This window comes from Rubripirellula lacrimiformis (genome assembly GCF_007741535.1).
Taxonomy (GTDB): Bacteria; Planctomycetota; Planctomycetia; order Pirellulales; family Pirellulaceae; genus Rubripirellula; species Rubripirellula lacrimiformis.
The window spans coordinates 1,603,820-1,627,266 of the sequence record NZ_CP036525.1 but is presented as its reverse complement, the minus strand read 5'-3'; the positions used below and the strand labels follow the sequence as shown (position 1 = coordinate 1,627,266).

Annotated in this window: 20 protein-coding genes; 10 read left to right on the top strand and 10 right to left on the bottom strand. The window is 57.4% G+C overall.

What is annotated here, in order from left to right; all coding sequences use genetic code 11:
- The first annotated feature begins 113 nt into the window (after positions 1–113).
- The 4 genes from K227x_RS05685 to K227x_RS05670 all read left to right on the top strand — a co-directional run bounded on the left by K227x_RS05685 (position 114) and on the right by K227x_RS05670 (position 5,829).
- Positions 114–338, top strand: a complete 225-nt coding sequence (locus K227x_RS05685) for a BON domain-containing protein (RefSeq protein WP_145168632.1) — start codon at positions 114–116, stop codon at positions 336–338.
- 796 nt (positions 339–1,134) lie between these two features.
- Complete coding sequence (locus tag K227x_RS05680) at positions 1,135–2,550, top strand: DUF7133 domain-containing protein (protein WP_145168631.1); 1,416 nt, start codon at positions 1,135–1,137, stop codon at positions 2,548–2,550.
- A complete protein-coding gene (locus K227x_RS05675) occupies positions 2,504–3,853 on the top strand; it encodes a PVC-type heme-binding CxxCH protein (RefSeq protein ID WP_145168630.1) in 1,350 nt (449 codons plus the stop codon). The genes K227x_RS05680 and K227x_RS05675 overlap by 47 nt, the downstream gene beginning before the upstream one ends.
- Positions 3,854–3,906: 53 nt before the next feature.
- Positions 3,907–5,829, top strand: a complete 1,923-nt coding sequence (locus K227x_RS05670) for a c-type cytochrome (protein WP_145168629.1) — start codon at positions 3,907–3,909, stop codon at positions 5,827–5,829.
- A gap of 239 nt (positions 5,830–6,068) precedes the next feature.
- On the opposite strand, the gene K227x_RS05665 is transcribed toward K227x_RS05670, so the two are convergent.
- From K227x_RS05665 to K227x_RS05635, 6 genes are all read right to left on the bottom strand, one after another.
- Complete coding sequence (locus K227x_RS05665; RefSeq protein ID WP_145168628.1) at positions 6,069–7,784, bottom strand: sugar phosphorylase; 1,716 nt, start codon at positions 7,782–7,784, stop codon at positions 6,069–6,071.
- A gap of 51 nt (positions 7,785–7,835) precedes the next feature.
- Positions 7,836–9,101: a glycosyltransferase family 4 protein gene (locus K227x_RS05660; RefSeq protein WP_145168627.1), complete on the bottom strand. Its 1,266-nt coding sequence runs from the start codon at positions 9,099–9,101 to the stop codon at positions 7,836–7,838.
- Positions 9,102–9,169: 68 nt separating this feature from the next.
- Complete coding sequence (locus K227x_RS05655) at positions 9,170–10,066, bottom strand: HAD family hydrolase (RefSeq protein ID WP_145168626.1); 897 nt, start codon at positions 10,064–10,066, stop codon at positions 9,170–9,172.
- Positions 10,059–11,684 (bottom strand): glycosyltransferase family protein, encoded by a 1,626-nt coding sequence (locus tag K227x_RS05650; RefSeq protein WP_145168625.1) that lies wholly within the window; start codon positions 11,682–11,684, stop codon positions 10,059–10,061. The genes K227x_RS05655 and K227x_RS05650 overlap by 8 nt, the downstream gene beginning before the upstream one ends.
- Before the next feature lie 697 nt (positions 11,685–12,381).
- Positions 12,382–12,966, bottom strand: coding sequence for an RNA polymerase sigma factor (locus K227x_RS05640; RefSeq protein WP_145177325.1), 585 nt, complete (start codon positions 12,964–12,966; stop codon positions 12,382–12,384).
- A 408-nt stretch (positions 12,967–13,374) separates the two neighbouring features.
- Complete coding sequence (locus K227x_RS05635; RefSeq protein ID WP_145168623.1) at positions 13,375–13,680, bottom strand: hypothetical protein; 306 nt, start codon at positions 13,678–13,680, stop codon at positions 13,375–13,377.
- Positions 13,681–14,027: 347 nt separating this feature from the next.
- Between K227x_RS05635 and K227x_RS05630 the strand changes: the two genes are divergently transcribed.
- The 4 genes from K227x_RS05630 (at position 14,028) to K227x_RS05615 (ending at position 17,322) form a co-directional block, all read left to right on the top strand.
- A complete protein-coding gene (locus K227x_RS05630) occupies positions 14,028–14,867 on the top strand; it encodes a ComF family protein (RefSeq protein ID WP_218933790.1) in 840 nt (279 codons plus the stop codon).
- Between the two features lie 175 nt (positions 14,868–15,042).
- Complete coding sequence (locus K227x_RS05625; protein WP_145168621.1) at positions 15,043–16,053, top strand: DUF502 domain-containing protein; 1,011 nt, start codon at positions 15,043–15,045, stop codon at positions 16,051–16,053.
- Between the two features lie 452 nt (positions 16,054–16,505).
- Positions 16,506–16,919, top strand: a complete 414-nt coding sequence (locus K227x_RS05620; RefSeq protein WP_145168620.1) for a hypothetical protein — start codon at positions 16,506–16,508, stop codon at positions 16,917–16,919.
- 196 nt (positions 16,920–17,115) lie between these two features.
- Positions 17,116–17,322, top strand: coding sequence for a hypothetical protein (locus K227x_RS05615; RefSeq protein WP_145168619.1), 207 nt, complete (start codon positions 17,116–17,118; stop codon positions 17,320–17,322).
- Positions 17,323–17,362: 40 nt separating this feature from the next.
- On the opposite strand, the gene ruvX is transcribed toward K227x_RS05615, so the two are convergent.
- The 3 genes from ruvX to K227x_RS05600 all read right to left on the bottom strand — a co-directional run bounded on the left by ruvX (position 17,363) and on the right by K227x_RS05600 (position 20,783).
- A complete protein-coding gene (gene ruvX / locus K227x_RS05610; protein WP_145168618.1) occupies positions 17,363–17,884 on the bottom strand; it encodes a Holliday junction resolvase RuvX in 522 nt (173 codons plus the stop codon).
- A 210-nt stretch (positions 17,885–18,094) separates the two neighbouring features.
- Positions 18,095–19,282: an Ig-like domain-containing protein gene (locus K227x_RS05605; protein ID WP_145168617.1), complete on the bottom strand. Its 1,188-nt coding sequence runs from the start codon at positions 19,280–19,282 to the stop codon at positions 18,095–18,097.
- Between the two features lie 115 nt (positions 19,283–19,397).
- Positions 19,398–20,783, bottom strand: coding sequence for a DUF1559 family PulG-like putative transporter (locus K227x_RS05600; protein WP_145168616.1), 1,386 nt, complete (start codon positions 20,781–20,783; stop codon positions 19,398–19,400).
- A gap of 354 nt (positions 20,784–21,137) precedes the next feature.
- On the opposite strand from K227x_RS05600, the gene K227x_RS31065 reads away from it, so the two are divergent.
- Together K227x_RS31065 and K227x_RS05590 are read left to right on the top strand one after the other, a co-directional pair.
- The gene (locus K227x_RS31065; protein ID WP_246146568.1) at positions 21,138–22,433 is read left to right on the top strand and encodes a phenylacetate--CoA ligase family protein; all 1,296 of its coding nucleotides are present in this window, start codon (positions 21,138–21,140) and stop codon (positions 22,431–22,433) included.
- A 168-nt stretch (positions 22,434–22,601) separates the two neighbouring features.
- On the top strand, positions 22,602–22,994 hold the full coding sequence (locus K227x_RS05590; RefSeq protein ID WP_246146566.1) for a DUF971 domain-containing protein: 393 nt from the start codon (positions 22,602–22,604) through the stop codon (positions 22,992–22,994).
- 88 nt (positions 22,995–23,082) lie between these two features.
- On the opposite strand, the gene K227x_RS05585 is transcribed toward K227x_RS05590, so the two are convergent.
- The gene (locus tag K227x_RS05585; protein WP_218933789.1) at positions 23,083–23,319 is read right to left on the bottom strand and encodes a hypothetical protein; all 237 of its coding nucleotides are present in this window, start codon (positions 23,317–23,319) and stop codon (positions 23,083–23,085) included.
- Between the last annotated feature and the right edge of the window lie 128 nt (positions 23,320–23,447).

The following is a 23,447-nucleotide window of genomic DNA, read 5'->3' as shown; positions in this document are numbered from 1 at the left end:
CCGCACAATCTTCGACCCGCAAATTGGTGTCACCTTGCCAAAATCTTTGGCCACCATTTCTGTGGACTGTGTTTCAATCCCGTCCCCATCCAAGGCATCAAGGAATTGAATCAATGATTGAAACTGCCCAGAAGGACCTTACCCACGAAGCCGCCGCAGCCGTTCTGGCGAACAACTCGGTTCGCGATTTGCGAACCCTGCGAGTCGACCGAACCAACAACAAGCTGCAACTTAGCGGAAGCGTTCGCAGCTTCTATCACAAACAACTTGCGCAAGAAGCCGTCCGTGTAGTGGCCGCTGGCCTAACAGTGGTCAACCGCGTCGACGTTGCCTCCTGACCCCCGACGGGTTCGACGCTACAGCGCCGGGGAAATCAGTCTCCCACGCAATCAAGCAGCCGCGGGATTCCCGCTGCGGCCACATCTGTTCGGCATCCCGAATCGGGTATGGCAATCCCCCGTGCCGCTGGCCGACGCTACCGCGGACAGAGTCGCTCTGCCGCTTCGGTCTGATCCCCGCCTGCATCCGATTCGCCCGCCGGTTTCGATCGGTGCCGCGGCGTTTGATCCGATGTGCAGACTCTCTGCCCGGCAACTTCTGACCGGCAGCTTCCCATCGGCAACTTCTGATCGCTCGCTGATCCGCATCGGCGATTGCCAATCACCCCCGTGGCGGACCACCGGAAACGAGTCTGGGTTGGGCGAATCTCGGCAGGCCACTTTCCAGCAGCTTGCGGCTCGGTTCCAAGCCACCCTGGCGGCGGCCGGGCGGTACGCGAATGCGCCACCAGCTTGTTAAATGGCGCACAGTTCCTAGTTCGCCTACATCCTCGCGGTCTGAACAACTACTATCGATGGCCGCCGACTTGAACAATCATTCGGCTACGGGAACGACAATCAAAACCGGCAAGACGGGGGTCCGATCAACCCCAAGCGTTGGATTTAGAAATAAGGGTGCATGAAATGCCCCGACCAGAGATCTATATTTAGACGGATGCCGTTGGCGGCTTAGACCATAATACAGATCTCCTTGCTGCCGCTCTCGGCTTCGGAAACTCCACCAGCCCACCGGATGCCTCGGCCCCCTTGTCGGTCCCAACTTTGCTGATTCCACCTACATGAGTCAATTGAACCTGTGAATAGATGCTTACTTGGCCTTCCATCGGCCGCCCACATCAAGTCGTTGATTGCCACTTGGACAATCGCAGCCATGGTGATGGGCCCATCGGCCCCCGCCGAAGCCGCCGAACTTGAACTTCGTGACGGCGAACACATCTGTTTGGTGGGAAATGCGTTGGGCGAACGCCTGCAGCACAACAATGAATGGGAATCGCTGCTGCACCAGCGGTTCGCCGACAAATCTTTGGTCGTCCGCAACCTGTGCTTTCCAGGCGACGAACCGCAGGACCGAATCCGGTCGCAAAACTTCGGTTCGCCCGACGATCATCTGAAACACAGTTCCGCTTCGGTCATCGTCTACTTCTTTGGCTACAACGAATCGTTTGCTGATGAAGCCGGAGTATCGAAATTCCGTCAACAGATCATTGACCTGGTCAACGACACAAAGTCGAAAGACTACGGCAAGGGTGCACCGCAGGTCGTCCTGGTATCGCCAATCGCATTCGAAAACACGGGCGATCCGAACCTTCCCAACGGCGAAGCTCATAACGTTCGCCTGGCGATGTACACCGAAGCACTCCGCCAAGCCGCCGACGAAACCGACGTTGTCTTCGCGGATGTTTTCACCCCGACCCAAAAGCTGTTTGAAGATTCCGACGCGCGTCTGACGCTCAACGGATGCCACCTGAACGCCGACGGCTACGCCGCGTTCGGGCCGATCTTGAACCAAGCCATCTTTGGCGACGGCGGACCGACTTCGGTCGACCCGAAGGTATTGGCAGAAATCAACGACAAGAATTTCCATTGGTGGCACCGTTACCGAGCCGTCAATGGTTTTTCGATTTACGGTGGACGCGGCAAAGCGGGCAGCGACGGCACGTACAACAACACGGACGTGATGGAACGTGAACGAGCCATCTTGGACCAGATGGCTGCGATCCGAGACGCTCGCATTTGGAAACTTGCGGCTGGACAAAGCGTGCCTGACGAAGCGGACGACTCCAACACCTTGCCGTTCATCACTCCCAAAACCAACGTCGGCATTCCCAACGACCCCAACGTAAAACGCGGCAAACTGGGATCGCTGGATTATCGAACCGCGGCCGAACAACAAAAACTGTTCAAGCTGGCCGATGGCTTTGAAATTCAATTGGTGGCTTCGGAAGAACAGTTCCCTGAACTGGCCAACCCGGTCGCACTGAACTTCGACAATCAAGGTCGTCTGTGGGTTGCAACGATGCCGTCGTACCCACACTGGAAACCGAAAACGAAACTGGACGACAAGATCCTGATCCTGGAAGATTCCGATGGCGACGGCGACGCGGATGTTTGCAAGACGTTCATGGGCGGACTGCACCAACCGACCGGTTTCGAACTGACCGCCGATGGCGGCCTACATTGCCGAACAGCCCGACATCCTTGTCGCGCGTGATACCGACGGCGACGACAAGGCCGATGACGTGGTTCGCAAACTGTTCGGTTTTGATACCGCCGATTCGCACCACGGGATTTCAGCATTCGAATGGGGACCGGGTGGTAACCTCTATTTCCAAGAAGGCACGTTCAAATTTTCGCAAGTCGAAAGCCCCTATGGGTTGACCCGACTGGGTGAAGCAGGCATCTGGAACTACCACCCCAAGAGCGAAAAGTTGGGCGTGTTCAGCAACTTTGCCTTTGCTAACCCTTGGGGCCACGTGTTCGATCGTTGGGGCCAAAACTTCATCGGCGACGCATCCCCCGGCAATTCGTACTGGGCCGCACCGATTTCCGGCCGCATCGATTACCCGTTGAAGCACCCAGGCGGCAGCCAACACCGCCGCGTTGCCGAAATGGCCGGTGGCGATCCGAAGTATTCGTTCCCAACCTTCTATCCCAAACGGACTCGTCCGTTGTCCGGATGTGCGATGATCTCCAGCCGCCATTTCCCACCTGAAATGCAAGGCAACTTCTTGGTCACCAACGTGATCGGTGATCGCGGCATCCTGAATCACGAAGTTCGCGAAGAGGGATCCGGATTCGTCGGCAAAGAAATTGAACCTTTGCTGATGTGCGACGACGGCAACTTCCGCCCCGTGGATGTTCAGATCGCCCCGGACGGGTCCATCTATTTGGTCGATTGGCACAACGCCCTGATCGGTCACCTGCAGCACAATTTGCGTGATCCAAGCCGCGACAAGAGTCACGGTCGGATTTGGCGTGTCAAACACAAGACACGTCCACTGTTGCAACCAGCAAAGATTTCCGGGGAACCGATCCCAGCCCTGCTAGAACTGTTGAAAGTTCCGGAAGACCGCACCCGCTATCGCGTCCGTCGTGAACTGGCATCGCGTGATTCGGACGAAGTGGTCGGCGCACTGCAAACCTGGATCGGTTCGTTGGACGCATCGGACGAAAATTACGAGCACCAACTGACCGAAGCACTTTGGGTTCATCAGACGCACAACCGCGTCAACGAAGAACTGCTGGGTCAACTGTTGAACGCCAAGGACCATCGCGCCCGCGCCGCAGCGACTCGCGTGTTGTCGTTCTGGATCGACGCGGTTCCTAACCATGCTGATCTGATCGCACAGTGCATCGCAGACGAACACCCACGTGTTCGACTCGAAGGCGTCCGTGCGGTCAGTTTCTTGTCCGGTGACGATGCTGTTGAATTGGCCTTGGGCGTACTGGAGTACGACATGGACGATTACCTGCAGTACACGCTGGACGAAACCATGCGGCGACTGGAACAGTAACCGCTGCGACGACCATTGCTTTTCAACTTGATTGACTGAACCGGATTTCTGTGATGCGTTTTTACGTTTGTTTGCTGATGCTTGCCTGCGGCACCCCTGTGGTGGCCGATGACCACAATCATGGTGGTGCCGCGGACACGGCAAAGGCGAAAGCCGAAGCTCCCGTGGTGTTCTTGGACAAGAGCCCACGGATCGTGGCCTACCAATTGAAGCGTCTGGACAACGCCCGATTGTTGATGGTGCCGCGAAAGACAGACGACGCAAAGTACATTCCGGTTTACTCGGCAATCCTGTCACGACCAGGCATGCCGGCTCAATTCCGCGAGGAAGCAGTGGCCGCGTTGTCCAAACTGGATGACGTTGGATCCGTATCGGTACTGATCGACGCGATGTCGCGGGTGGACGGTGACGACCAAACGGTTCAACGCACCCGCCGCGAACTTGCCAAACTGTTGCTGGGACTTCCCGTCGGCGATATGCAAAAGCAATCCGATGCCTTGATCGACGCCACATCATCGGATGATGCCTTTGCCGCGTCGGCAGGGTTCGCTGGATTGGTGATGGCTGGCAAACGCGACCTTGCGATGCAGATGGCATCCAAGGACGACGACACGACCCTGGCTTGGCTGAACTCGGTATCGCTGATGCCGACGGCCAAGCGAGATGATGCGGTTCGCAAGTCGGTCGTGGCGACGATCCAGCAGACGTCCACGGCGGCCGTCCAATCGGCCGCGGTGCGGGCCCTGGGTCTGATCCCACAAAACGCCGGCGAAACGTTTCAACTGGTCGCCCCCATGGTCGGCGACGAAAAACTGCGACCGGTGGCCGTCAAGACACTGCTGCGAATCGATAGCGACGACCGTGACCAAGCGACCGCCACAGCCCTGCTAAGTCAATTGGTATCGATTGCCGAAGCGACGCAGGCCAAGGATCGAACCAGTGGCGAGTTCACCGACGCGATGCAATTGGCCGATAGCCTGATGGCGACGGTGGATGCGGATGCTGCTCGCGACGCACGCAGTCGATTGGGTGCGATCACGGTTCGAATGATCCGTATCAAAACGGTCGAAGAAGAGATGCGGTACGACATCACGTACTTCGCTGTCGAAGCAGGACGCCCGGTCCAAGTGGTTCTAGAAAACCACGACCTGATGCCTCACAACCTAGTGATCTCGACTCCGGGAACACTGAAAGAAGTCGCTCAGAAAGGCCTGGAAGCGGGTCCATCGGGCGTCAATGGTGGACTGCCCTACGTTCCCGAATCCGACATGGTCTTGGAAGCGACACCGATGGTCGCGGCTCATGATGTCTATCGGTTGACGTTCACGGCACCTACCGAACCTGGCGAATACCCCTTCGTTTGCACCTTCCCCCAGCACTGGTACCGCATGTATGGCGTCATGGTGGTCGTCGAAGACCTGGACGCATGGCTGAAAGACCCCGTGGAACCCGCCAACCCTATCGGCAGCAATCGCACCTTCGTCCAATCATGGACGATCGATGACTTCCAGGGCGAAATGGAAAATGGCCTGGTTGGCCGCAGCCCCGAAATTGGCCAACGGATCTTCGCCGAAGCATCCTGTGCGGGATGCCACAAGGTTTCCGGACAGGGCGGTGTGATCGGCCCCGATTTGACGGACGTGCTGACACGCTGGAAGGGCGACCGAATGGGCGTGCTGAAAGAAATCCTAGACCCGTCGCACAAGATCGACGAAAAGTACTTGATGCAGCGAATCCTGACCGTCGACGGCCGAACGATCACCGGCGTGTTGGTCAAAGAGGACGATGACAACGTGTCACTGATGCCCAGCGCCGAAGCCAAGGCGCCCATCGTCGTTGCCCAAGATGACATCGAAGCGATGGTACCGTCCAGCGTGTCGATGATGCCGAAGGCGTTGATGGACCAGTACACCAAAGACGAAGTCTTCGAACTGATGTCGTACTTGGAAAACCCGCCGACCCAGCCGGCCCCGTAAGGGATAACGTTCGTAACTTTTGGGCGCCACAGTCATCGACTGAATCACGGGCGCTGCCTCGCTGCACCTCGGTATTCGGGTAGCGGGACTCGTCAAAAGTTTCGGCCTCGCCATGATTTACAAAAGTCTTGACGACTTCCGCTACGACGTTTGCCCGAACGTCTAGCTGAGATGGAATACCGAAGTACGAGTGGGATTCGCCAGACTTCTCTGCTGGAACGTTCCAAGCCGCGATGGGTCTACTGATTGCTGATCCAACGCACTTGGAATGGCCGCATGGGAACACCATCGTCGGTGAACAATCTTTCCTGAGCCAATTCGTCGTAGCCCATGTCGGCCGGAATCACACCGGCATCGACCATCTGCGGCACCGACGAAAGGTTCGCTAGTACCAGGATCTGATCACCGGAACTAGCGGTGCGAAGGAACCCGATCAGCCCATCGCTGGGCAGATCCAAAACATCTTGTTTGGCGTTGGGGTGGAATGCCGGTTGTTGACACCGAACGTCCAGCAATCGTCGCATGCCATCGAACACTCGGCGCTGCAGCGAATGCGCGTCGTCCAGGGCATTGTCCAGTTCGGACCGCTGGTATTTGTGCCGATTGATACGGCGGTTCTGTCCGGATTCTTCGACGGCGGCAATGTCGTTGGGCGACCCGACCAGAGAATGAAAGTAAACCGCCGGCATCCCTTGCATCGACAGCATGATCGCTTGCGTGGCCAAAAACCGCCGCGAATGATCGGCAGGCGAAACCTTGCTGCGATCGGCCACCGCATCGATGTAGGTGATGTTCAATTCGTAGGGGCTTTCGCTACCGTCGGAATTGGATCGCATGCTGACCCGACCACCGTGACTCTTGACCACATCGACCAACTGCTGCACACGTTCGGTCGGCACAATGCCTTCGATCGGGCGAACGCCAACTCCATCGTGCGATGCGGTGAAGTTAAAGAACGTGGTTTGCGGTGAAGGCGGCGACAGTGTTTTCATCCAGTCCCGCAGCACGCCGGTATCACCGCTGTGGATGGCGTCCAGAAGCAACGGTGGCAAACTGAATTGATACACCATATGCGCCTCGTCATCGCCGCCACCAAAGTAGCTAAGATTTTCGGCGTGCGGCACATTGGTTTCGGTCAGAATCAACGTGCCCGGGGCCGCTTGGTCCATGATCCGTCGCATCAATTGAACAGCAGCATGGGTCTTCGGATGGTGCAAGCAATTGGTGCCAACCTCTTTCCACAAAAATGCGATCGCATCCAAGCGAATGATCCGAGCGCCGCGCCGCGCATACTCGACCAGGGTGTGAATCATCCGCAACATGACGCGTGGAATGGCGTAGTTCAAATCCACCTGATCGGCGCTGAACGTGGTCCAGATATAGCGGGTTTCGGATTCGGTTTCGAAGGGTGTCAACAACGGCAGACTTCGCGGACGAACCACGGCCGAAAGGTCAACACTTGGATCCTGGCTGATGAAGAAGTCTGCGAACTCGGGGTCACCAGCCAAATAGCGTTGAAACCATTCATGCTTTTGTGACGCGTGATTCAACACCAAATCGAACATCAAATCGAATGAATCACCCAGGTTTGAAATGTCGCTCCAGGTGCCCGACTTTCGATCAACGGCCAAGTAGTCGACGACCGAAAAACCGTCGTCACTGGTGAACGGGCAAAACGGCAGCAAGTGGACGATCGAAATCACATCATCCAAGGCTTCGTCCAGCAGCCAGTTGCCCTGCGCCTTCAACGGAGTCATACCGGCGTCGCGGATCTGATCTGCGTAGGTGATCAACACCACATCCCGCTCGGACCACAAAGCCGGCACTTCGTCCGAAGAATCGGAATGCTGTGCCGAATCGGTAGCCAGCAACTGCTGCAACCCTTCGACTAAGCCCTCGGGAAGCTCCCCATAAATCGACTTGATAAGGCCAAGCGTCGTCGCATCCATATCCATCTTGATCAGTCGTGTAGGGCCGACACGTCGTGCGCAGCGGCGACAAAGAAATTACAAGTTGTCCAATCCAGTGAAATTGGTCACCAGCGCTCTCAACTTGCGTCGCAGCACTCCGTAGCTGAAAAACGCTTTCCCAATCTCGTAGTTGAAGTCGACCATTTCGCGGCGGAACTCGGGGTCGTCGATGATTCGCTGGACTTTTTGCACGACGTCTTTCGTCAGATAACCATCCATCGCAATCACTTTCGCACCCTTCGGTTCGATGTCGGCAACGAAGATCGAGTAGCGATTGACCAGCACGGGTTTGCGATAATAGAACGCCTCTAGCAGCGCGTTTCCAAACCCTTCGTAAATGCTTGGGTAGGTGATGAAATCCGCCTGGGAATAGGCGTCTGCCAACGTGTAGATTTTGGATCCGTCCGGATTCAATCCGCGTTTGTCACCCACCGATGTATCACACAGTCGCAGATCCACGCCCTGCGATTCGGCCATCTCGCACAGCGCCGTCAAGTATTCGTCGCCTTCATCACCGCTGGCATGCGAAATCACCAATTTGCAGCGACTGTTTTTGAGCGCCGCGACCAGAGAAATCGCATGCTCGATTCCTTTCCGCGGCACCACCCGTGTCGGTTGCAGGAACATGATGTCATCGTCCGCAATTCCGATGTCGTGGCGGAACCCACGCGCATAGGCGTCCGGTTCGTCGGGTTCGTTCTCGAAATCCAAGACATTGGGAACCAAAATCGATGACACACCGCGTCGGTGCGCCAAGTCTTCTTGGGCGAACGAGTTGATCGTCACGTTCTGGATTTGCGGCAGTGCGGGGGGGAACGACATCCACAACAGATCGGTCACTGCCGAAACACTGAACCGGTCGCGTTCCCAATAGAAATCATGATGATGGGCGATCGTGGGAAACCCGGTCTCGGCAATGAAGTGCGTCAGGGCCACACCCAACGGAATGTTCATGGGAATGCAAAGTGCATTCTGGACGATCAGCAGATCCAAATCGAAACGACGCGTGAATTCGTACAGCGTCCGCTTCAGATAGTCGGCCAGCGCGTAAATCCGCTGGGTCACATCCGGCGTTCGCGTTCGCGTCCCAAACGCTCTGCGATTGATCCACTGGATATCGGGATGCCCGAAATACGCGTGGGGAACCACCATGGACGTGTCTTCGTCCCGGTCACTTAGTCCCGAGTACCAGTGACTGGTATGTCGATGGTCCCAGAGGACCTTGGCCCACTTGGCACTTTCTAGCGACACACCGTCGGTACCGGAAAAGCGAGTTCCAACGAAGCCGATTCGAACGCCCATGAAATTCCAATGCCAGTAAAAACAAGTCTGGTATGATCCCCCCGCAACCTTAACAGCCTGGGCCGCTTTTAGATGCTTTGCAAACAACTTAGCAACTGCAGCAGGTCCGTCAGCACCACGTCGGGACGCAAAGACCGGCAGCGTGGATCGTTTTGCCGCGGACGACAACTTCGCCCATCGCCGGCAAACCAAGCCGTCTTGAGGCCTGCCATCGACGCAGCCCAGATATCGTTGAGCATGTCGTTGCCGACATAAACCGCTTCGTGGGGCGCAATTCCAACTCTTGCGAGTCCGTTTCGCAAAACATCGAATAGTTTCGGCCCCGGTTTGGCATGCCGAAATCGGTTCGAAAACACGCAACAATTCAGGTCAAAGCCGCCCTGATCCAGCGATGAGCCGTCCAATAAATCTTCGACCAAACTTGGCGAAAAAAATTGTGCGTTGCTGACAATTCCCATTCGAATGCCACTGGTGTTGAGCTCGGAAAGCAACTTTTGGGCTCCCGGCATCGGCCAAGTCGGGTTCGCTTGGGCCTCGTAGGAGGCGGCCAATCGCAGCAATCGATCGTTATCCTCGGGGGTCACATCGACGCCGGAATCAGCCATCGTATGACGCCAAACATCGACAATATCCACCTCTGGTTGGGGGCATTGATCGCTGACCCTTGCCGCATTGGTGCTGCGTATCTGCTGCTGCAACTGTTCGATCCCCGGCATCGGGTCGGGGGATGAATCGCCCCATACCGACGCAATCGCATCGGCCATGATGGCGTCACGACCGTCACCATCCGAATCAGCCGACCCGACGTCGCCGCTGCCGCTGATGACCAGCGTTCCGTAGACGTCAAAAATGACCGCGCGGACATTCTCCAGTGGGCGAAGCGACGCGTTGACTTCCGTTGCCGTCGGCTCCATCGGCCGGCGATCATCCAGGAACGCCTGTCGCCACGATGCGGGACTAGCCATCAATTTCAGTTTCCGTTCGACAAGGGTAAAAGGGACGCAACACGCTGATCTGATCGATCGCGCTGGATGAATTCATGTTGGTTGTGGGATCCGCTGTTCCCGCAGGACCGACCGCTTCGGCCTGAACGGCTGGCCGCATTTGTTTCGCAGGGTTCAAAATCGATTGGTACACATCGACCAACCGTTGGCCAACGGACTGGATCGAGTAGCGTGCCGCGATCACATCGCGATTGGCGGCTACCAAGTCTTCGTTTGCCGGCGTACGAAGATGTTCCAGCAACCGCTGGTTGTGATGCTGGACTTCACGACCATACCCCGCATCGGCGACCATACGGCGCAGCACCTCGATCTGGCGGGGTACGGTCAAGCGAGCAAAGTCGATTGATTCGCGTGACATCAATGATGACTCGGTGGCCGGCTGGATCGATGGCCTAAATTTCGCTGGCACCCCCGACCAAGCGGACTGCATTGCGACGGCCGTTTCTTGTTCGCATTGACGAAGCCAATCGGTGGCACCAGGGATAGCAATCTGATCGTAGAACTTAGGCAGCGATACGCCGGTGTGCTGAAAATCGTCCGCGGCTGCTGGCAATCGACGCGCGATCACTTCGCGCCCGGCCAACCAAGGTTCTAGGAACGCCATCCCGAACCCCTCGGCCACACTGGTCGAAACAATCAAATCTGCCGCAGCCAAATTTTCGGCAAACGACACCTCGGGATGATGGCCAGCATCGAACACGGATCGCGGCGCCACGTCCGCGGCCAACGACTTCCATCGCAAATACGAACTCCGTTCGATCGGCGTGTCCGGCATCAACGTCAGCCCCGAATAGTGATGGGGGGGCAACCAACGCGACAGCAACAACCATTCCCCCACGTTCTTGCGGCGGATCCCACGGACCGGGTAGACCGACCATCTGGCATCGGCGGGCAACTTCATCGCCGCAGTTACTTTGGCCAGTGCATCGTCTCGCGACGGCAAATCCGATTCAGGAAGACAGACGCTGTTGGGCAACCAGTGCGTTTGTTGCGTGGGGATCCCCAATCCAGCGATCACCGACGCATCGGCACGCGTCAGCGCCGCATAGTGAATCTTGTCGCCCCGGGGATACAGAAACCGATCCAAATCCGCCGGACCATTCGCCCCCGATGCGATGATCAATCTGCCATAGTTGTCCGGTCGATTGTCTTCGGCAAAGTCGTGAATGTGCAACAACTGGCGATAGCCATGATCGGCCAATCGGGCGACCACCGCCGGCGCCGCCGTGTTCTTTCCCAAACTGTGGTTGTGCCAATGCAAAACGGTGTCGTCGGCAGACAGCCCGATACGGCCCAACGATTCCCTTAGCCGCGACTCCATCGCGTCGGCTCGCACCCCAACGTCATCGACGACGGACACGTCGGCTGTCTCGGCATCGATACCGTCGTAATCGAAACCGGCAACCGAAAGCGTCTCCACCGCGGATCGCGTTGCTGGCCCAAGTCCATCGGTGCGGCCCGCAGAAACCAGCACGATACGATCGATGTTTGAATCTTGGCGCAACCATCGCACATGGTTTTCGACGACTTGGGTAACGCCGCCGCGTCGGAAATGGCAATGCAAAATGACGATATTCATACCGACTGTTTTACGTCGGCCAAGGCAAACCGAGTACCAGCGGCGATCGGATTCCCGATCCGAGCCTTGAAATCCCGCACGCAATTCTGAAATCCCGCAAGCTGCGGCCGGCCGATTGCGAAACTTGCGGAGAGCGACAACGATAGTGAGATGAGCCAACAGCCCCCCTCGCGTTCCGATGCCATTTCGTCCCCGTCCCAGAACTCGGATTCGGTGGACTCGGCCGGGGTCTCGTTTGGGGACAACTGCGACAGCGGGCGGGTTTGTCCGGTGTGCGGCGGCCGCACGCTGATCGAAATCCGCGCCAAACTGCAATGCAGTCGCTGTCATACGATTTGCGAAACCTGCTGTGAAGGCGGGCGTGGCTAGCGCCCAATGGCACTTACTTGACCGCTAGTCGGGCACTTTCGTCAGCCGTGTGGCGGCCCCCACGGTTGGCGCTGCCGGCCAAGAAGATGATTGGGGGATGCCAAATCCGGTGTCCGAGGCCACCGGCATGATGCTTTCGCCTGTCCGAGGCTGTTGGAAGCCGGACGTTCACTAGCGCGTGGCGGCTGACCGATGGGATGACCTCTCATCGATACAGCCGGTTGGCCAGGGAAGTCCCCTCACCAACCGGCTGCGTTGTGAAATTCGCGTTTCGGTCCGACATTCAACCGACGTTCTTTTCAAAGTTGGTCATGCATCGGAGACGGGCTCAAACGGCGGCCTGCAAAACGTCCATTTCCTTGGCCAGTCGCTTACGTGCCACGTGCAAACGTCGCTTGATCGTTCCCACGGGTGCATCGAACTGATCGCTCATTTCGATCAACGACATACTTTTCAGGTAGAACGCCTTCAACGTTTGTTGATCCAAGTTCCCCAACCGATCGATGCTGTCGCGAATCGCTTTCGCTTCTTCGCGTTGCTCGGCAAGTTCATCCGGCGCTCCTTCGGCCACGCAGGTCGATTCCAAGGTTTCCGGATCACAAGCCAGGGCGTTGCGAGAACGGGTCACTCGGTTGATCGCCATGCGGTGAACGATTTGACGCAACCATCCACCGAACGCTTCGGGGACGCGAAGCTGGTCGATCTTTTGCATCGCTTGGATGAATACGTCCTGGGCCAATTCCTCGGCTTCGTCGGCATTCCGGACTCGACGCATTGCCAACGCAACGATGGTGGGTCGGTAACGTTCAAACAAGACGCCAAACGCGTCTCGGTCACCACCTTGAGCGGCACAAACGAGTTCTGCAACGGTGCGAGTTTCGAAAGCGAAGATGCTGTTTTCGGTGAAGTTCATAACGGGTGTCTCTTTCTTGGTTCCGCTTGGCCGCGGTTCCCGTCGGCGGGCTTGGATCAAAATCCAAACTCGGTACGGGTATCGGCCAGCGGAGTGAACCGTTTGTTCGGCAAACGGATTCAATGGGTGCTCTGTTTGACGCAAACGCCAATGGGCGATCGCGAACGAAAACAAAAGTCCGCCGTGGTGACCTGAAAAACGCAACGAGCGAGAACGGGTCGATTACGAACGAACCAAGACAAATGCAACGGCCAAGGCTGCCGAAAAACCATGATCCAAAACGATCAGGGAACGGCGGCTTGGGTCGATGCAAGTCATCTGGACTGGTCCATCATTGAAGAGCCCTTGGTCGAATGGGGATTCGCCAAGCACTCTTGTCCGATGGTTCCGATTGGTCGCTGGTGGCGTTTAGCCGCGCGACGATCGGGCCGGACAACTTGCCAACACCAAACAGGGTTGGTGCTGGACTCTGCCGCGTTTAGAACCCGCTAGTGCGGATAGCAGTTTGCTATCTGTACCGCGAGCGCTGATCAGCGCGGCAAAATCATCGGGGGTCGTCGAGTCAATCAAATAACTCGCGATCCCTTCTGGCATTTGATGCAGCCATCGATGGAGGATCGTTGCATTGACGAACGAGCGTACGACGGTGATCTCACGTACCATGGCTTTGACCACGTTGCGTGTGACGGCGGCGACGATTAGTTCGAAACGCATTTCAACCTCCAGTGGCACCCGGTTGTGGGCGCGGCTGCGGAGCACAAAAAAAAGACGATAGGTTAGGAAGCAGACCTGATCAAAAACTGACCACTGCTGCCTTCGCATCTCAGAGTATACCGAAAGCGAAAAGGAAACCAGCAAACTTTCGTGGATCCCCAAAAGGGAACCACCAAAACCGTTGATTGAAACCGAACGAAGCGGTTAGACCTCTACCGCTGGATCCTCGACTTCTTAGACGGTCCCCGTCCACTGAGGTTCGCGTTGCGATGGAAAAATTGGAAAAGAATTCTCCGCAGGGCCCTGAACCCGACACTTCTGGGCCCCGACGGTCTTGGTTGGCGATCGTGAAAGACACCGCGGCGGGAGCCCGAAAAGCTGCGTTGGAGCTGGTTTTGCCACCGGTTTGCCGGCTGTGCAATGATTCCGTCGCCGAAGATCAAGATTTCTGCCGAACCTGTGACACGGCGCTGCGTTTTTCCGAAACCGCTATGCGGACAGCCTGCCGATACTGTGGGCTGCCCCGCAGCGTCACCGTGAACCCCACGTCGCGAACCGGCGGCGAAGAAATCGCCCGCGAAGAATTCAGTAGCGGAATCGACTCGAACGAAAGCACCGACGCCGACGCCCGCTGCCAAGAATGCCAAACCCAGCAGCATCATTTTGACGAGGTGATTGCGCTCTGGAGCTACCGGGACCGAGTCACCGATGCGGTCGTGGCCGCCAAATACGTCCATAACGCCCCCTTGGCCGATGCACTGGGGCGGCGACTGGGCGATCGCGTGGCGGCCGCGGTATCCGACCACCCACCCGACATGGTCACCTTTGTTCCATCCCACCTCAGCCGCCAACTCACTCGCGGCGGCAACGCCATCGTCACCATCGCCCAACGTGTGGCCGCCCCGCTGCGATGCCCCTGTCGGCGGTTGCTGCGAACCAGTCGCCGGATCGCAAAACAAGCCTGGCTGGACGACCAGATGCGGCAAAAAAATGTTCACGGTGCGTTTTTGGTCAGAAAGAGCTATGCTTCCCCTAGATCGCCCCAAATCGCCAACCGGCATATTTTGGTAGTCGACGACGTCTTGACGACGGGCGCGACGGCCAACGAGGTTGCCAGAGTGCTGAAAATTGGCGGAGCGTCGCGGATCACCTTGGCGGTGGTGGCCCGGGCCGTTCGTGGCCGCTGAAACCGGTTTGCGGGGTATCAAACTTTTCTAGACCGAAACCTGCTGCCGAAGAACCGTGCACGCCCAAGCCGATAGTATCTGAGTCGCCCGATTGGCGGTCCCCCACAGCCGCTGGTCGGCGACCGCTTGGTCGGGCAAACCGACATGCTCGAAGCCCCAACATTTCAAGGATCCGATGAGTTCTGATCTCACTTCCCATTCTGATCACGATCCAGACGTCGATCCTGGCTCGACTCGCGGTGCCGGATTTCGTCGTGCCATCCTGCGTGGTCTCGGTGTCGTTCTGCCGCCTCTGTTGACCATCGTCGTGTTGATCTGGGCCTGGAATACCATCGAAAGCTACGTGCTAGGTCCAATCGAATATCGGATCCGCCAAGCGATCGTGTGGAAGATCGAAGACACGTTGACCGAGGTCCCACCGGGCGCCATTTCGATCAACGAACGACGACTCGACGGGTTCACCTACAAAGGCCAGCGGTACGTTCCCGATTCGACCGGCCGCCGGTTCTTTCCCGAATACGTCAAAACGATCGTCGACGAACGAGTCGATTACTTCGGGCCATTTTCCCCGCCGCCGGCGAGCGCGAAAGCCTACTGGCACCGCTATGTCGAATTGGATTACATGCCACGCACGCTGGTCGTGCCCGTTTTCCTGATCGTTTTCACCACCGCTCTGTATTTCCTGGGTCGGCTTTTCACCTTTGGACTTGGCCGTTGGTTCGTCCATGCATTTGACCGCACGATCCTAAGCATTCCGGTGGTCAACAAGGTCTACGGCAGCGTCAAGCAAGTCACGGACTTTGCGTTCAGCGAACGTGATATCGAATTCAACCGCGTCGTCGCGATCCAATATCCCAGCCAAGGCATCTGGTCGCTGGGGTTTGTGACGGGCAATAGCATGAGCGAGATTTCCGAGGCGATCGGCGAACCGATGTTAAGCGTGCTGATGCCGACCAGCCCCATGCCGATGACGGGTTTCACCGTCACGGTCAAACGAAGCGAAGCCATTGACCTGAATTTAACCATCGACGAAGCGATCCAGTTCATCGTTTCCTGCGGTGTCGTCGTCCCGCCCCAGCAACGCGTCGAACGCCCCGTTAGCAAGGGCAAAGCCGCTCCCAACGCACTGCAGCTGAAACCCGGCCCCGGTGGTGTCCCAGCCCCCAACACGCCGTCGAATTCGTAGACCGCTGAAATGCTTGGCAAATCGCCAAGCGTTCCAAGCAGGCATCTGCGGCGCTACCAAAAGTGGCACCGGTGGCTGGCTTCGCTAGAAGTCCCTGGCCCCCCGGCAGCTGGCCCCCCCGCCAACAGACGAAACCAGGCCAGCCCCATTGGCCTGCACGGATGGAGTCGACTGGCCAGCGGTTTGTCGACCAAGCCAAGCCGCGCCGATCCCACGGGCGATGTGGCATTCTGCCCCGCTGGGGAATTCCTGGACGCCGAAGGATGCCTCGGACGGGCAACACCTGGCGAATCCCCTACGATGGACTGCGATGTCGCCCGACGGGTGATTCATCGATGGGCGGTTCACCCATTCGATTCCCTGCAGACACACTGCGGTGATCGAACAGCGTCCCGCCAACAACCGCCGCAATCCCCTGCAATCTCACGCTGCTCCTTTCCCCCCGGAATCACATGACCCAGGACCCCGTCGCTCCGAATCCCGAATCCGATCCCCTGATCTGCCAATTTCATGTTTATTTGTATGGCGAGCAGGGGCAGCCGATTCCAGCCAGTTTCGAAGACGCATCCAATCGATTGCAGAAACTGCCGCTTTTACATTTTGAACCCGACGGTTCACTCGTTTGGGCCCGTCGTGGCGGCCGGGAACTGATGTACGGGATGCTGTATGACGCCGCTGGGCAGCTGCAATACTGCGAAATTCGCGGCAAATGCTGCCTCGAAAGCTGGATTTCACTGCAAATCGCAATCACGGGCGTCCGAATGACCGAAGGCCTGCATGTCATGCGAATCCCCGACCAAGAATTGCAGGATTTGCAAGTCTTTGAACAATCGTTGTGGCTGCCTGGCCAAAAATCGACCAGATAGAAATCGAAAGCGAGAACACAAAAAAAGCCCCTACACACGGCATTTCCCGTAAATCCGGCGAACTCCGCAAGTTTTTCCGGTGTCACTTCCAACGATTGGCACGGCGGTTGCAATAAGGCCTCATCACAAAGCCGACGAGTGGCCGGCCAAAATGTCCAACGTTTGGACGAATGACAAATCAGGAAGGATCTAAATCATGTTGACTATCACCTGCGAACCAACCGTCTCGGAAAACACCACCACCGCTCAAATTGAGACGCTTCCTTCGGACGCAGAGATTTCTCGCCGAGTACTTCAAATTCGATCCAGCTGGAGCCTCAGCGAACGAGTCGAGCGCCGCCACGAAGCAGATCGTCGCTTTGAAACTCTGATCGAACAATTGTCGATTTGCGAAGCTGCTTAGTTCGAAGACGGGAAAGTCGCCGGGCATCACCGAAGTGTGGTCACTCGTCGTCCAACCCATCGCCACCGGTCGCTGCAGAGGTGACCGGTTCGCCGGCAACGTCGTTGTGGTACCGGCAGGCCTCTAAGAACGATTCAAGCAGCACCAGCGCGGCGATTGCATCGACTCGCTTTTTCTTCTTGGCACGGGTGTAACCAGCACCCGCCATGCGGGATTTCGCGGCCGCAGTCGTGAAGCGTTCATCAAACAATCGAACCGGAAGGTCGGTTTCGTCGGACAGCCATTTGGCGAACCGTCGCGATTCACGACTCTTGTCACTCTCTTGACCGTCACAGTGGATCGGCAACCCGACCACAAATGCGACGATCCGTTCGTCCTTGACCAGATCACGGAAATAGTCGCCGTCTTTTTCCCAGTTCGCAGCCGGATGAACTTCCAACGGGCTGGCCAAAATCCGATCAGGATCACAGATGGCGATCCCAATTCGGACCGTTCCATAATCCACCGATGCCACACGCCCGGTCGCTGGAAAGATTGACTCTTCGTCGGTGTGCGAGTCCATAGTTAGGCTTCAAAGGAAGATCGGGAAAGGGTGGCAAGCAGTGATGTTCCATCTTATGCCGCCGCACCCGCAACGCCACCCAGCGACTTCTGTGCAAAATCCCGTCGTTCACCGCGCGTCGCTGATGCCTATCGTTGACGGACGGGAGTGCCGATGACTCGCCTTGCTGGGATCACAGCGAAAACATCTGCGATGTTGGCAAGCATCGCGTCATCTGCGAGCGTCGACTTGGACGCCGGCGCCGTAGACGGGAAACCAGTTTCGATAGGTTGGATCATCCGGATCCCCCACTTCGACATACCCGTGTTGTCGGTCTCGATTGAAAACCACCGGCGTCGCTCCCGATGGCATGGTCAAGATCAACCGATAGTCGCCCGGGCGGGACATCGGTTTCAGTTCCGCCATTAACTGCGGTGGCTGGACGGAGATGACCTGGACGTTGCGATCCTGTGGACCGCGATTGCGAACCAACAACTTGAATTGGTGATCTTGGTTGTTGGGCAGGGTGCCGATTTCCAAACCGTCGTGTTGATGGATATCGGGGCTATAAAAACAGATCGGTGATCGGACGCTGCCGGAAAGGTTGACCACGCGAGTGACCGGCAGATCGGAATCGGGAGTTTGGAAGTGCAACTTCACTTCGCCCGCAAACTTTCCACGCGAACTTCCGGCGGCCGAGACATGGACTCGCCAAGCCCACTTGGCATCCTTGTCATGCAGTTCTGGATCGTCGACCGAAACCGGATCCACTCGCCAATGGAAACTTGGCAGATCGCTTTCGGCTGATGCCAGATAAAAGTCGTCCCAAATTTGGCTGTAGACCAACAAGCTTGCCTCCGGAACTTCACCGGGGTCCGCTTTGGGGAAGACAAGTTTTGTTGGGACCACCAATTCAGCCCGCACCTGGCCTTGAACCTTCAACTGGATCGTCGGCTTGGACGGATCGTTGGTCGTGATGGTTGCGGTCTGTTCGTAGCTTTCGACCTGATATCCGGTGTGCCAAGTCAACGTGACGTTTGTCTTCCCGCCCGGCAGCAACACAGGGCTGCCCAATGAGCCGACGGTGCATTTGCAACTGGTTTCGCGCACACCGACGGTCAACGGGGTTTCGCCTTCGTTGCGAATTTCGAATGCGTGGTGAACGGTCGAATGCGGGTCCAACATTCCAAAGTGAAACGTTGTTTGATCGACCGCCGCGATGGGGAACGCCGACGGATCCTTGGCGACGGATTGCGTTCGCTGTTGGACTTCGGCGATTTTCGCTTTGAACGCAGGCCGCAGGGCTTTCGGAATGCCGTGCGGTTCGTAGCGGACCGATGCCACCAACCAACCAGACACACCGGCAATCGATGCCAGTGTGATTCCGCCGATGATTAGCCGTCTACCAAGAACGTTCATGCTTTGCCTATCGATCGTCGATTCGAACGTCCCGAACCATCCATGCCCGTCTGCCCAAGATTCCGGCGGCCGAGCGCCCCGGCAAACTTGGGAAATCCAATTTTCAGGACTTCGGTTACTCTTCGAATGCACCTTTGGAATAGGTTTCGTTCCAGATTACGCCGCCGTAGAACTGATCCTGTGACATTTCGGTCGTCGAATCGGCATAGCCAACGGACGCGATTTCGTCGTCGGTCAACGGCGCCTCGGATCCATCTTGGTTCCGGCCAACCGGGAAACCCGGGTTCAGGTATCCGTCGCCATTGAGATCAAAGAAAACTTTGACACTGCCGTCGCCCATCAACACGTTCAAAGAGCCGGCGTGAACGGCGAACCAGTCGCGCGTGTCCTGCAAGTAGGTCGGTGCATTGAGGACATCGGAACCGTCCAGCACGGGAATGTAGGCGGTCGCGGACGCGATGTCGGAAGACCATGCCGATGCACATCCATCGGTAGTGGATTCGTTCTTTTCGCAAAGCTGGTTTCCGATCAACGGGGCGCCCGCTTGGATCAAACGAACCGATCGCGACGACGCATCGTAGATCGCAGGCCCGTCGTTGAACGATTCAGCCAGAATGGAACCCGCGGTGATGTACGTGACCGCTTCGTCGTTGTCGGGGCTGTATTGGCGGCGACCGTCTTGGCCGTGACCAATATCCATCGCCAAGACGGCTTCGTCGATGTCGCCCGGTCCCGCGCAACCGATGAAGCCAAAGTTTCTAGACGGAATGCGTGATCGATCGATTTCGCGGCGGCTGATTGGGCCCAGCGTTCCGTTCAAAGCTTTGAAGTCCGGGGGCGTTGGCGATCCATTTCCATCGAATCCGCCACTGGTTGCGGTTGCCAAGTAATCCGATCGGCCATTGCCCGAGGCATCGACACCTTCGGTCTTGACCATACCGCGGACCAAGTGCCAACCGGCCGCATAGTTGGTGCTGAATCCGCCTTGGACGAAATAGCGAGAAACCAATTCCGCCCGGCTCTCGCTGCCACGGTCGCTTCCGCCCATCGTGGTTGCCGTGCCATCGCTGAACCCCTTCCAACTGGATTGTCCGCACAACCCGGCCCCCATACGGTCGGCGCCGGCACCGCCACGACCATCGGTGGTGTCATAGCCCAACAAGTCGTTCAATTTTTCGGAACCCAGCAAAGGGTTCGACGGATCAAGCGACTCGTTCAAGTTGGCTTCGCCGGTGTTGACCATATCGGCAACCCAACCGTAGGTGTCGGGACATCCGTCGCGACGAAAGTCATAGGCGCCTGAACAGAATTGGCCGCCGGGACTGCGTGAACTGTACTTGAACAGCCCGATGCCGATGTTCTTCAAGTTGGCTTGGCACTGGGCCGAACGAGCGGCTTCACGAGCGTTCGTGATCGCTGGCAGCATCAGCACGGCCAATAGAAAGATGATGGTGACCACCACCAACAGCTCGATCAGGGTAAAACCGGTAGAGCGTTTCATTTGCTAAAATCGTTTGCCGACCAAGCGTTCAAAATCCAGTGGCACAGCCGGTCCATGGTTTCGGCAGGTGCTGGTCCGCATCGTTGGCCGATGTCGATGCAGATACAAGCAGGATCGGCTTCCCCCGGACCATTGGCAACGGCCATTTTGCGATCCCACGAAGTCTTCACGCTCCCTTCATAATCGGCGATCCAAAGAATGGCTGCCTGCGGTAAAAATGGTCCCCGCTAACGATGCATCTATTGAAGTTTGCCTCGCGTCGGCCTATCCAGTTCGGTGGATCGCTAAGATGGGCCGGCAGACGCAATTCACGAATTCTTCACAATCGATCCTCCCCAGCTCCTAAGGCGAACGGTGAACGCAAACACAGCGACCGCATCCGAATACTCACTGAGCCTTGGTGAACTGCAATCGATCCAACTGACCAAGCTGAATGCGCTGCTGGATCACGCGTCCCAAAGCCCCTTTTATGCCGACCGATTGCATGGTGTTTCGCGGCCGCTGCAACGAATCGATGAAATACGCCAGATCCCGGCCCTACAGAAATCGGACCTGATTGCGTCGCAGCCAGGGATGCCCGGACGAATTTTCGAACTGCCGAAAAGCCAATACACTCGGCTGCACCAAACCAGCGGGACCCGTGGCTTTCCGATGGCGGTGCTGGACACCGTCGAAGACTGGCAGTGGTGGCTGCGGTGCTGGGACTTTGTCTTGGATGCCGCCGATGTCACCGCACAGGACGTCGCGTTGATGGCGTTTTCGTTCGGACCGTTCATCGGATTCTGGACGGCGCACGACGCACTGGTCAAACGGCGATCGACCGTCGTTCCGGGGGGTGGCATTTCTAGCGAGCATCGATTGCGAATGATCGACGACTACGGATGCACCCTGATGTGCTGCACCCCGACCTACGCGCTGCACCTGGTGGACGTCGCCCAACGAGCCGGGATCAACCTGGCTGAAAATTCCGTCAATCGAATCATCGTTGCCGGTGAACCGGGCGGTTCGATCCCTGCGGTTCGGTCAACGATCGAATCCGCTTGGGGCGCCCGCGTGATCGACCATACCGGCGCCAGTGAAGTCGGGGCCTGGGGATTTGGAAGCCGCGATGGACGAGGCATTCACGTGATCGAGACCGAGTTCATTGCCGAGGTCCTTCGATTCCAAGATGACGACCCGACATCCGGCGAACCTGTTGCAGACGGCGAGACGGGCGAACTTGTCCTGACCAATCTGGGACGTCTGGGCGGACCAGCTATTCGCTATCGCACCGGCGATGTGGTGAAAGCCTCGCGGCCACCGCAGCGCGACACACGATTTCTATGGTTGGACGGAGGCGTGATCGGCCGATCCGACGACATGATCGTGATCCGTGGCGTGAACGTTTTTCCGTCCAGTGTCGAAGCGATCATTCGACAGGTCGAACCGACGGCCGAGTTCCGCATGATCGTGACAAGAGACCAGCAAATGGATCAGTTGGCCGTTGAAATCGAAACCGACGATTCAGGCGGCTCGAAATTGGCGGGCCTGCTTCGCGACCGATTGGCGATGCGAATTGGCGTTCGCTGTGTGCCAGCGGAATCACTGCCTCGGTTCCAGGCCAAAGCCAAACGATTGATCGATCGCCGCGACGCGCCGGCAGGCAACTGAAATCACCGCCCGTCGGCGATGACCGCCCCCATGCGATTGGCTGGCCACCGATGCGAAACAACCACTCCTTGCTGGACCTTGGGTGATGCCACAGACTTGATGCTGCGCATCGTCCGCCCCGAGTTTGCAGCCTAGCCAGTCGGCTGCTGCCTCCCTTATTGCCTGCTGATGAATTCCATGCTGCCACGCGATCCCCAAGGCCACCAACCGAAGCCGACGGAAACCGACCGAGTTCCCGAATCCATCCAGCGTGACGGGGACACCGGAATCACGATCACCTGGAACGACGGCAGCGCGACCGCTTGGACGAATTCGCAGCTTCGCAAGGCGTGCCCGTGCGCGACCTGCCGCGAAAAGAAACGCGGACTCGCCGAGAAGGCAAAAGACACCAGCGGACCGATCGGGTTGCCGGTGCTAAGTGCTGCCGAAGCGAAACCGCTGCGAATCGATTCCATGCGTCCGGTCGGCAGCTATGCCTACAACATCGCATTCAGCGACGGACACGATTCCGGAATTTTCCCATTCGTATTGCTGCACGAAGGTCCCGACGGGGCAGCCTAGAAAGACATTTCGGCGCGTCCCACATGAAACGGACGATTCCGCCCCACGACATCGAGTGCGAGAACCCGAAGATCAAGATGCCCGCTGCCTATTGGCTAGCGTTATCACGCGAAGGCATTGCCCAGTACGCCCCCATGCCAAGCAGCGACCAAACGACGATCATGGGCGTAAAGCATCGGTAGAACGTCACCACACCTTCTTGCCCAGCTGCATTCTTTGGCATGAACACGTCCGCGACGACAATGGATGCAATGCACGCGACCACGACGGCGATGCTAATGCCCATGAACGCGAAGGCCTGTCGACGAGTTTGGAATACAGTCATCGTTTTGACAGTCATGGATGGGAATGGGCTACGACGCTTCGCGGCGCGAATCCGCCTGCGAAGCACACGATTTCTAGCTTGAAGTTATCGCATCCCGGATTCGAAACAGCAAATCACGCGTCAAGCGA

What these genes read in the sequence shown, in the direction of transcription:
- K227x_RS05685 (WP_145168632.1), top strand. Translation starts at nt 114, where the DNA reads ATGATTGAAACTGCCCAGAAGGACCTTACCCACGAAGCCGCCGCAGCC.
- K227x_RS05640 (WP_145177325.1), bottom strand. Translation starts at nt 12,966, where the DNA reads ATGAACTTCACCGAAAACAGCATCTTCGCTTTCGAAACTCGCACCGTT.
- K227x_RS05670 (WP_145168629.1), top strand. Translation starts at nt 3,907, where the DNA reads ATGCGTTTTTACGTTTGTTTGCTGATGCTTGCCTGCGGCACCCCTGTG.
- K227x_RS05660 (WP_145168627.1), bottom strand. Translation starts at nt 9,101, where the DNA reads ATGGGCGTTCGAATCGGCTTCGTTGGAACTCGCTTTTCCGGTACCGAC.
- K227x_RS05675 (WP_145168630.1), top strand. Translation starts at nt 2,504, where the DNA reads ATGGCGGCCTACATTGCCGAACAGCCCGACATCCTTGTCGCGCGTGAT.
- K227x_RS05620 (WP_145168620.1), top strand. Translation starts at nt 16,506, where the DNA reads ATGACCCAGGACCCCGTCGCTCCGAATCCCGAATCCGATCCCCTGATC.
- K227x_RS05635 (WP_145168623.1), bottom strand. Translation starts at nt 13,680, where the DNA reads ATGCGTTTCGAACTAATCGTCGCCGCCGTCACACGCAACGTGGTCAAA.
- K227x_RS05655 (WP_145168626.1), bottom strand. Translation starts at nt 10,066, where the DNA reads ATGGCTAGTCCCGCATCGTGGCGACAGGCGTTCCTGGATGATCGCCGG.
- K227x_RS05605 (WP_145168617.1), bottom strand. Translation starts at nt 19,282, where the DNA reads ATGAACGTTCTTGGTAGACGGCTAATCATCGGCGGAATCACACTGGCA.
- ruvX (WP_145168618.1), bottom strand. Translation starts at nt 17,884, where the DNA reads ATGGACTCGCACACCGACGAAGAGTCAATCTTTCCAGCGACCGGGCGT.
- K227x_RS05650 (WP_145168625.1), bottom strand. Translation starts at nt 11,684, where the DNA reads ATGAATATCGTCATTTTGCATTGCCATTTCCGACGCGGCGGCGTTACC.
- K227x_RS05625 (WP_145168621.1), top strand. Translation starts at nt 15,043, where the DNA reads ATGAGTTCTGATCTCACTTCCCATTCTGATCACGATCCAGACGTCGAT.
- K227x_RS05585 (WP_218933789.1), bottom strand. Translation starts at nt 23,319, where the DNA reads ATGACTGTATTCCAAACTCGTCGACAGGCCTTCGCGTTCATGGGCATT.
- K227x_RS05590 (WP_246146566.1), top strand. Translation starts at nt 22,602, where the DNA reads ATGAATTCCATGCTGCCACGCGATCCCCAAGGCCACCAACCGAAGCCG.
- K227x_RS05665 (WP_145168628.1), bottom strand. Translation starts at nt 7,784, where the DNA reads ATGGATATGGATGCGACGACGCTTGGCCTTATCAAGTCGATTTATGGG.
- K227x_RS05600 (WP_145168616.1), bottom strand. Translation starts at nt 20,783, where the DNA reads ATGAAACGCTCTACCGGTTTTACCCTGATCGAGCTGTTGGTGGTGGTC.
- K227x_RS05615 (WP_145168619.1), top strand. Translation starts at nt 17,116, where the DNA reads ATGTTGACTATCACCTGCGAACCAACCGTCTCGGAAAACACCACCACC.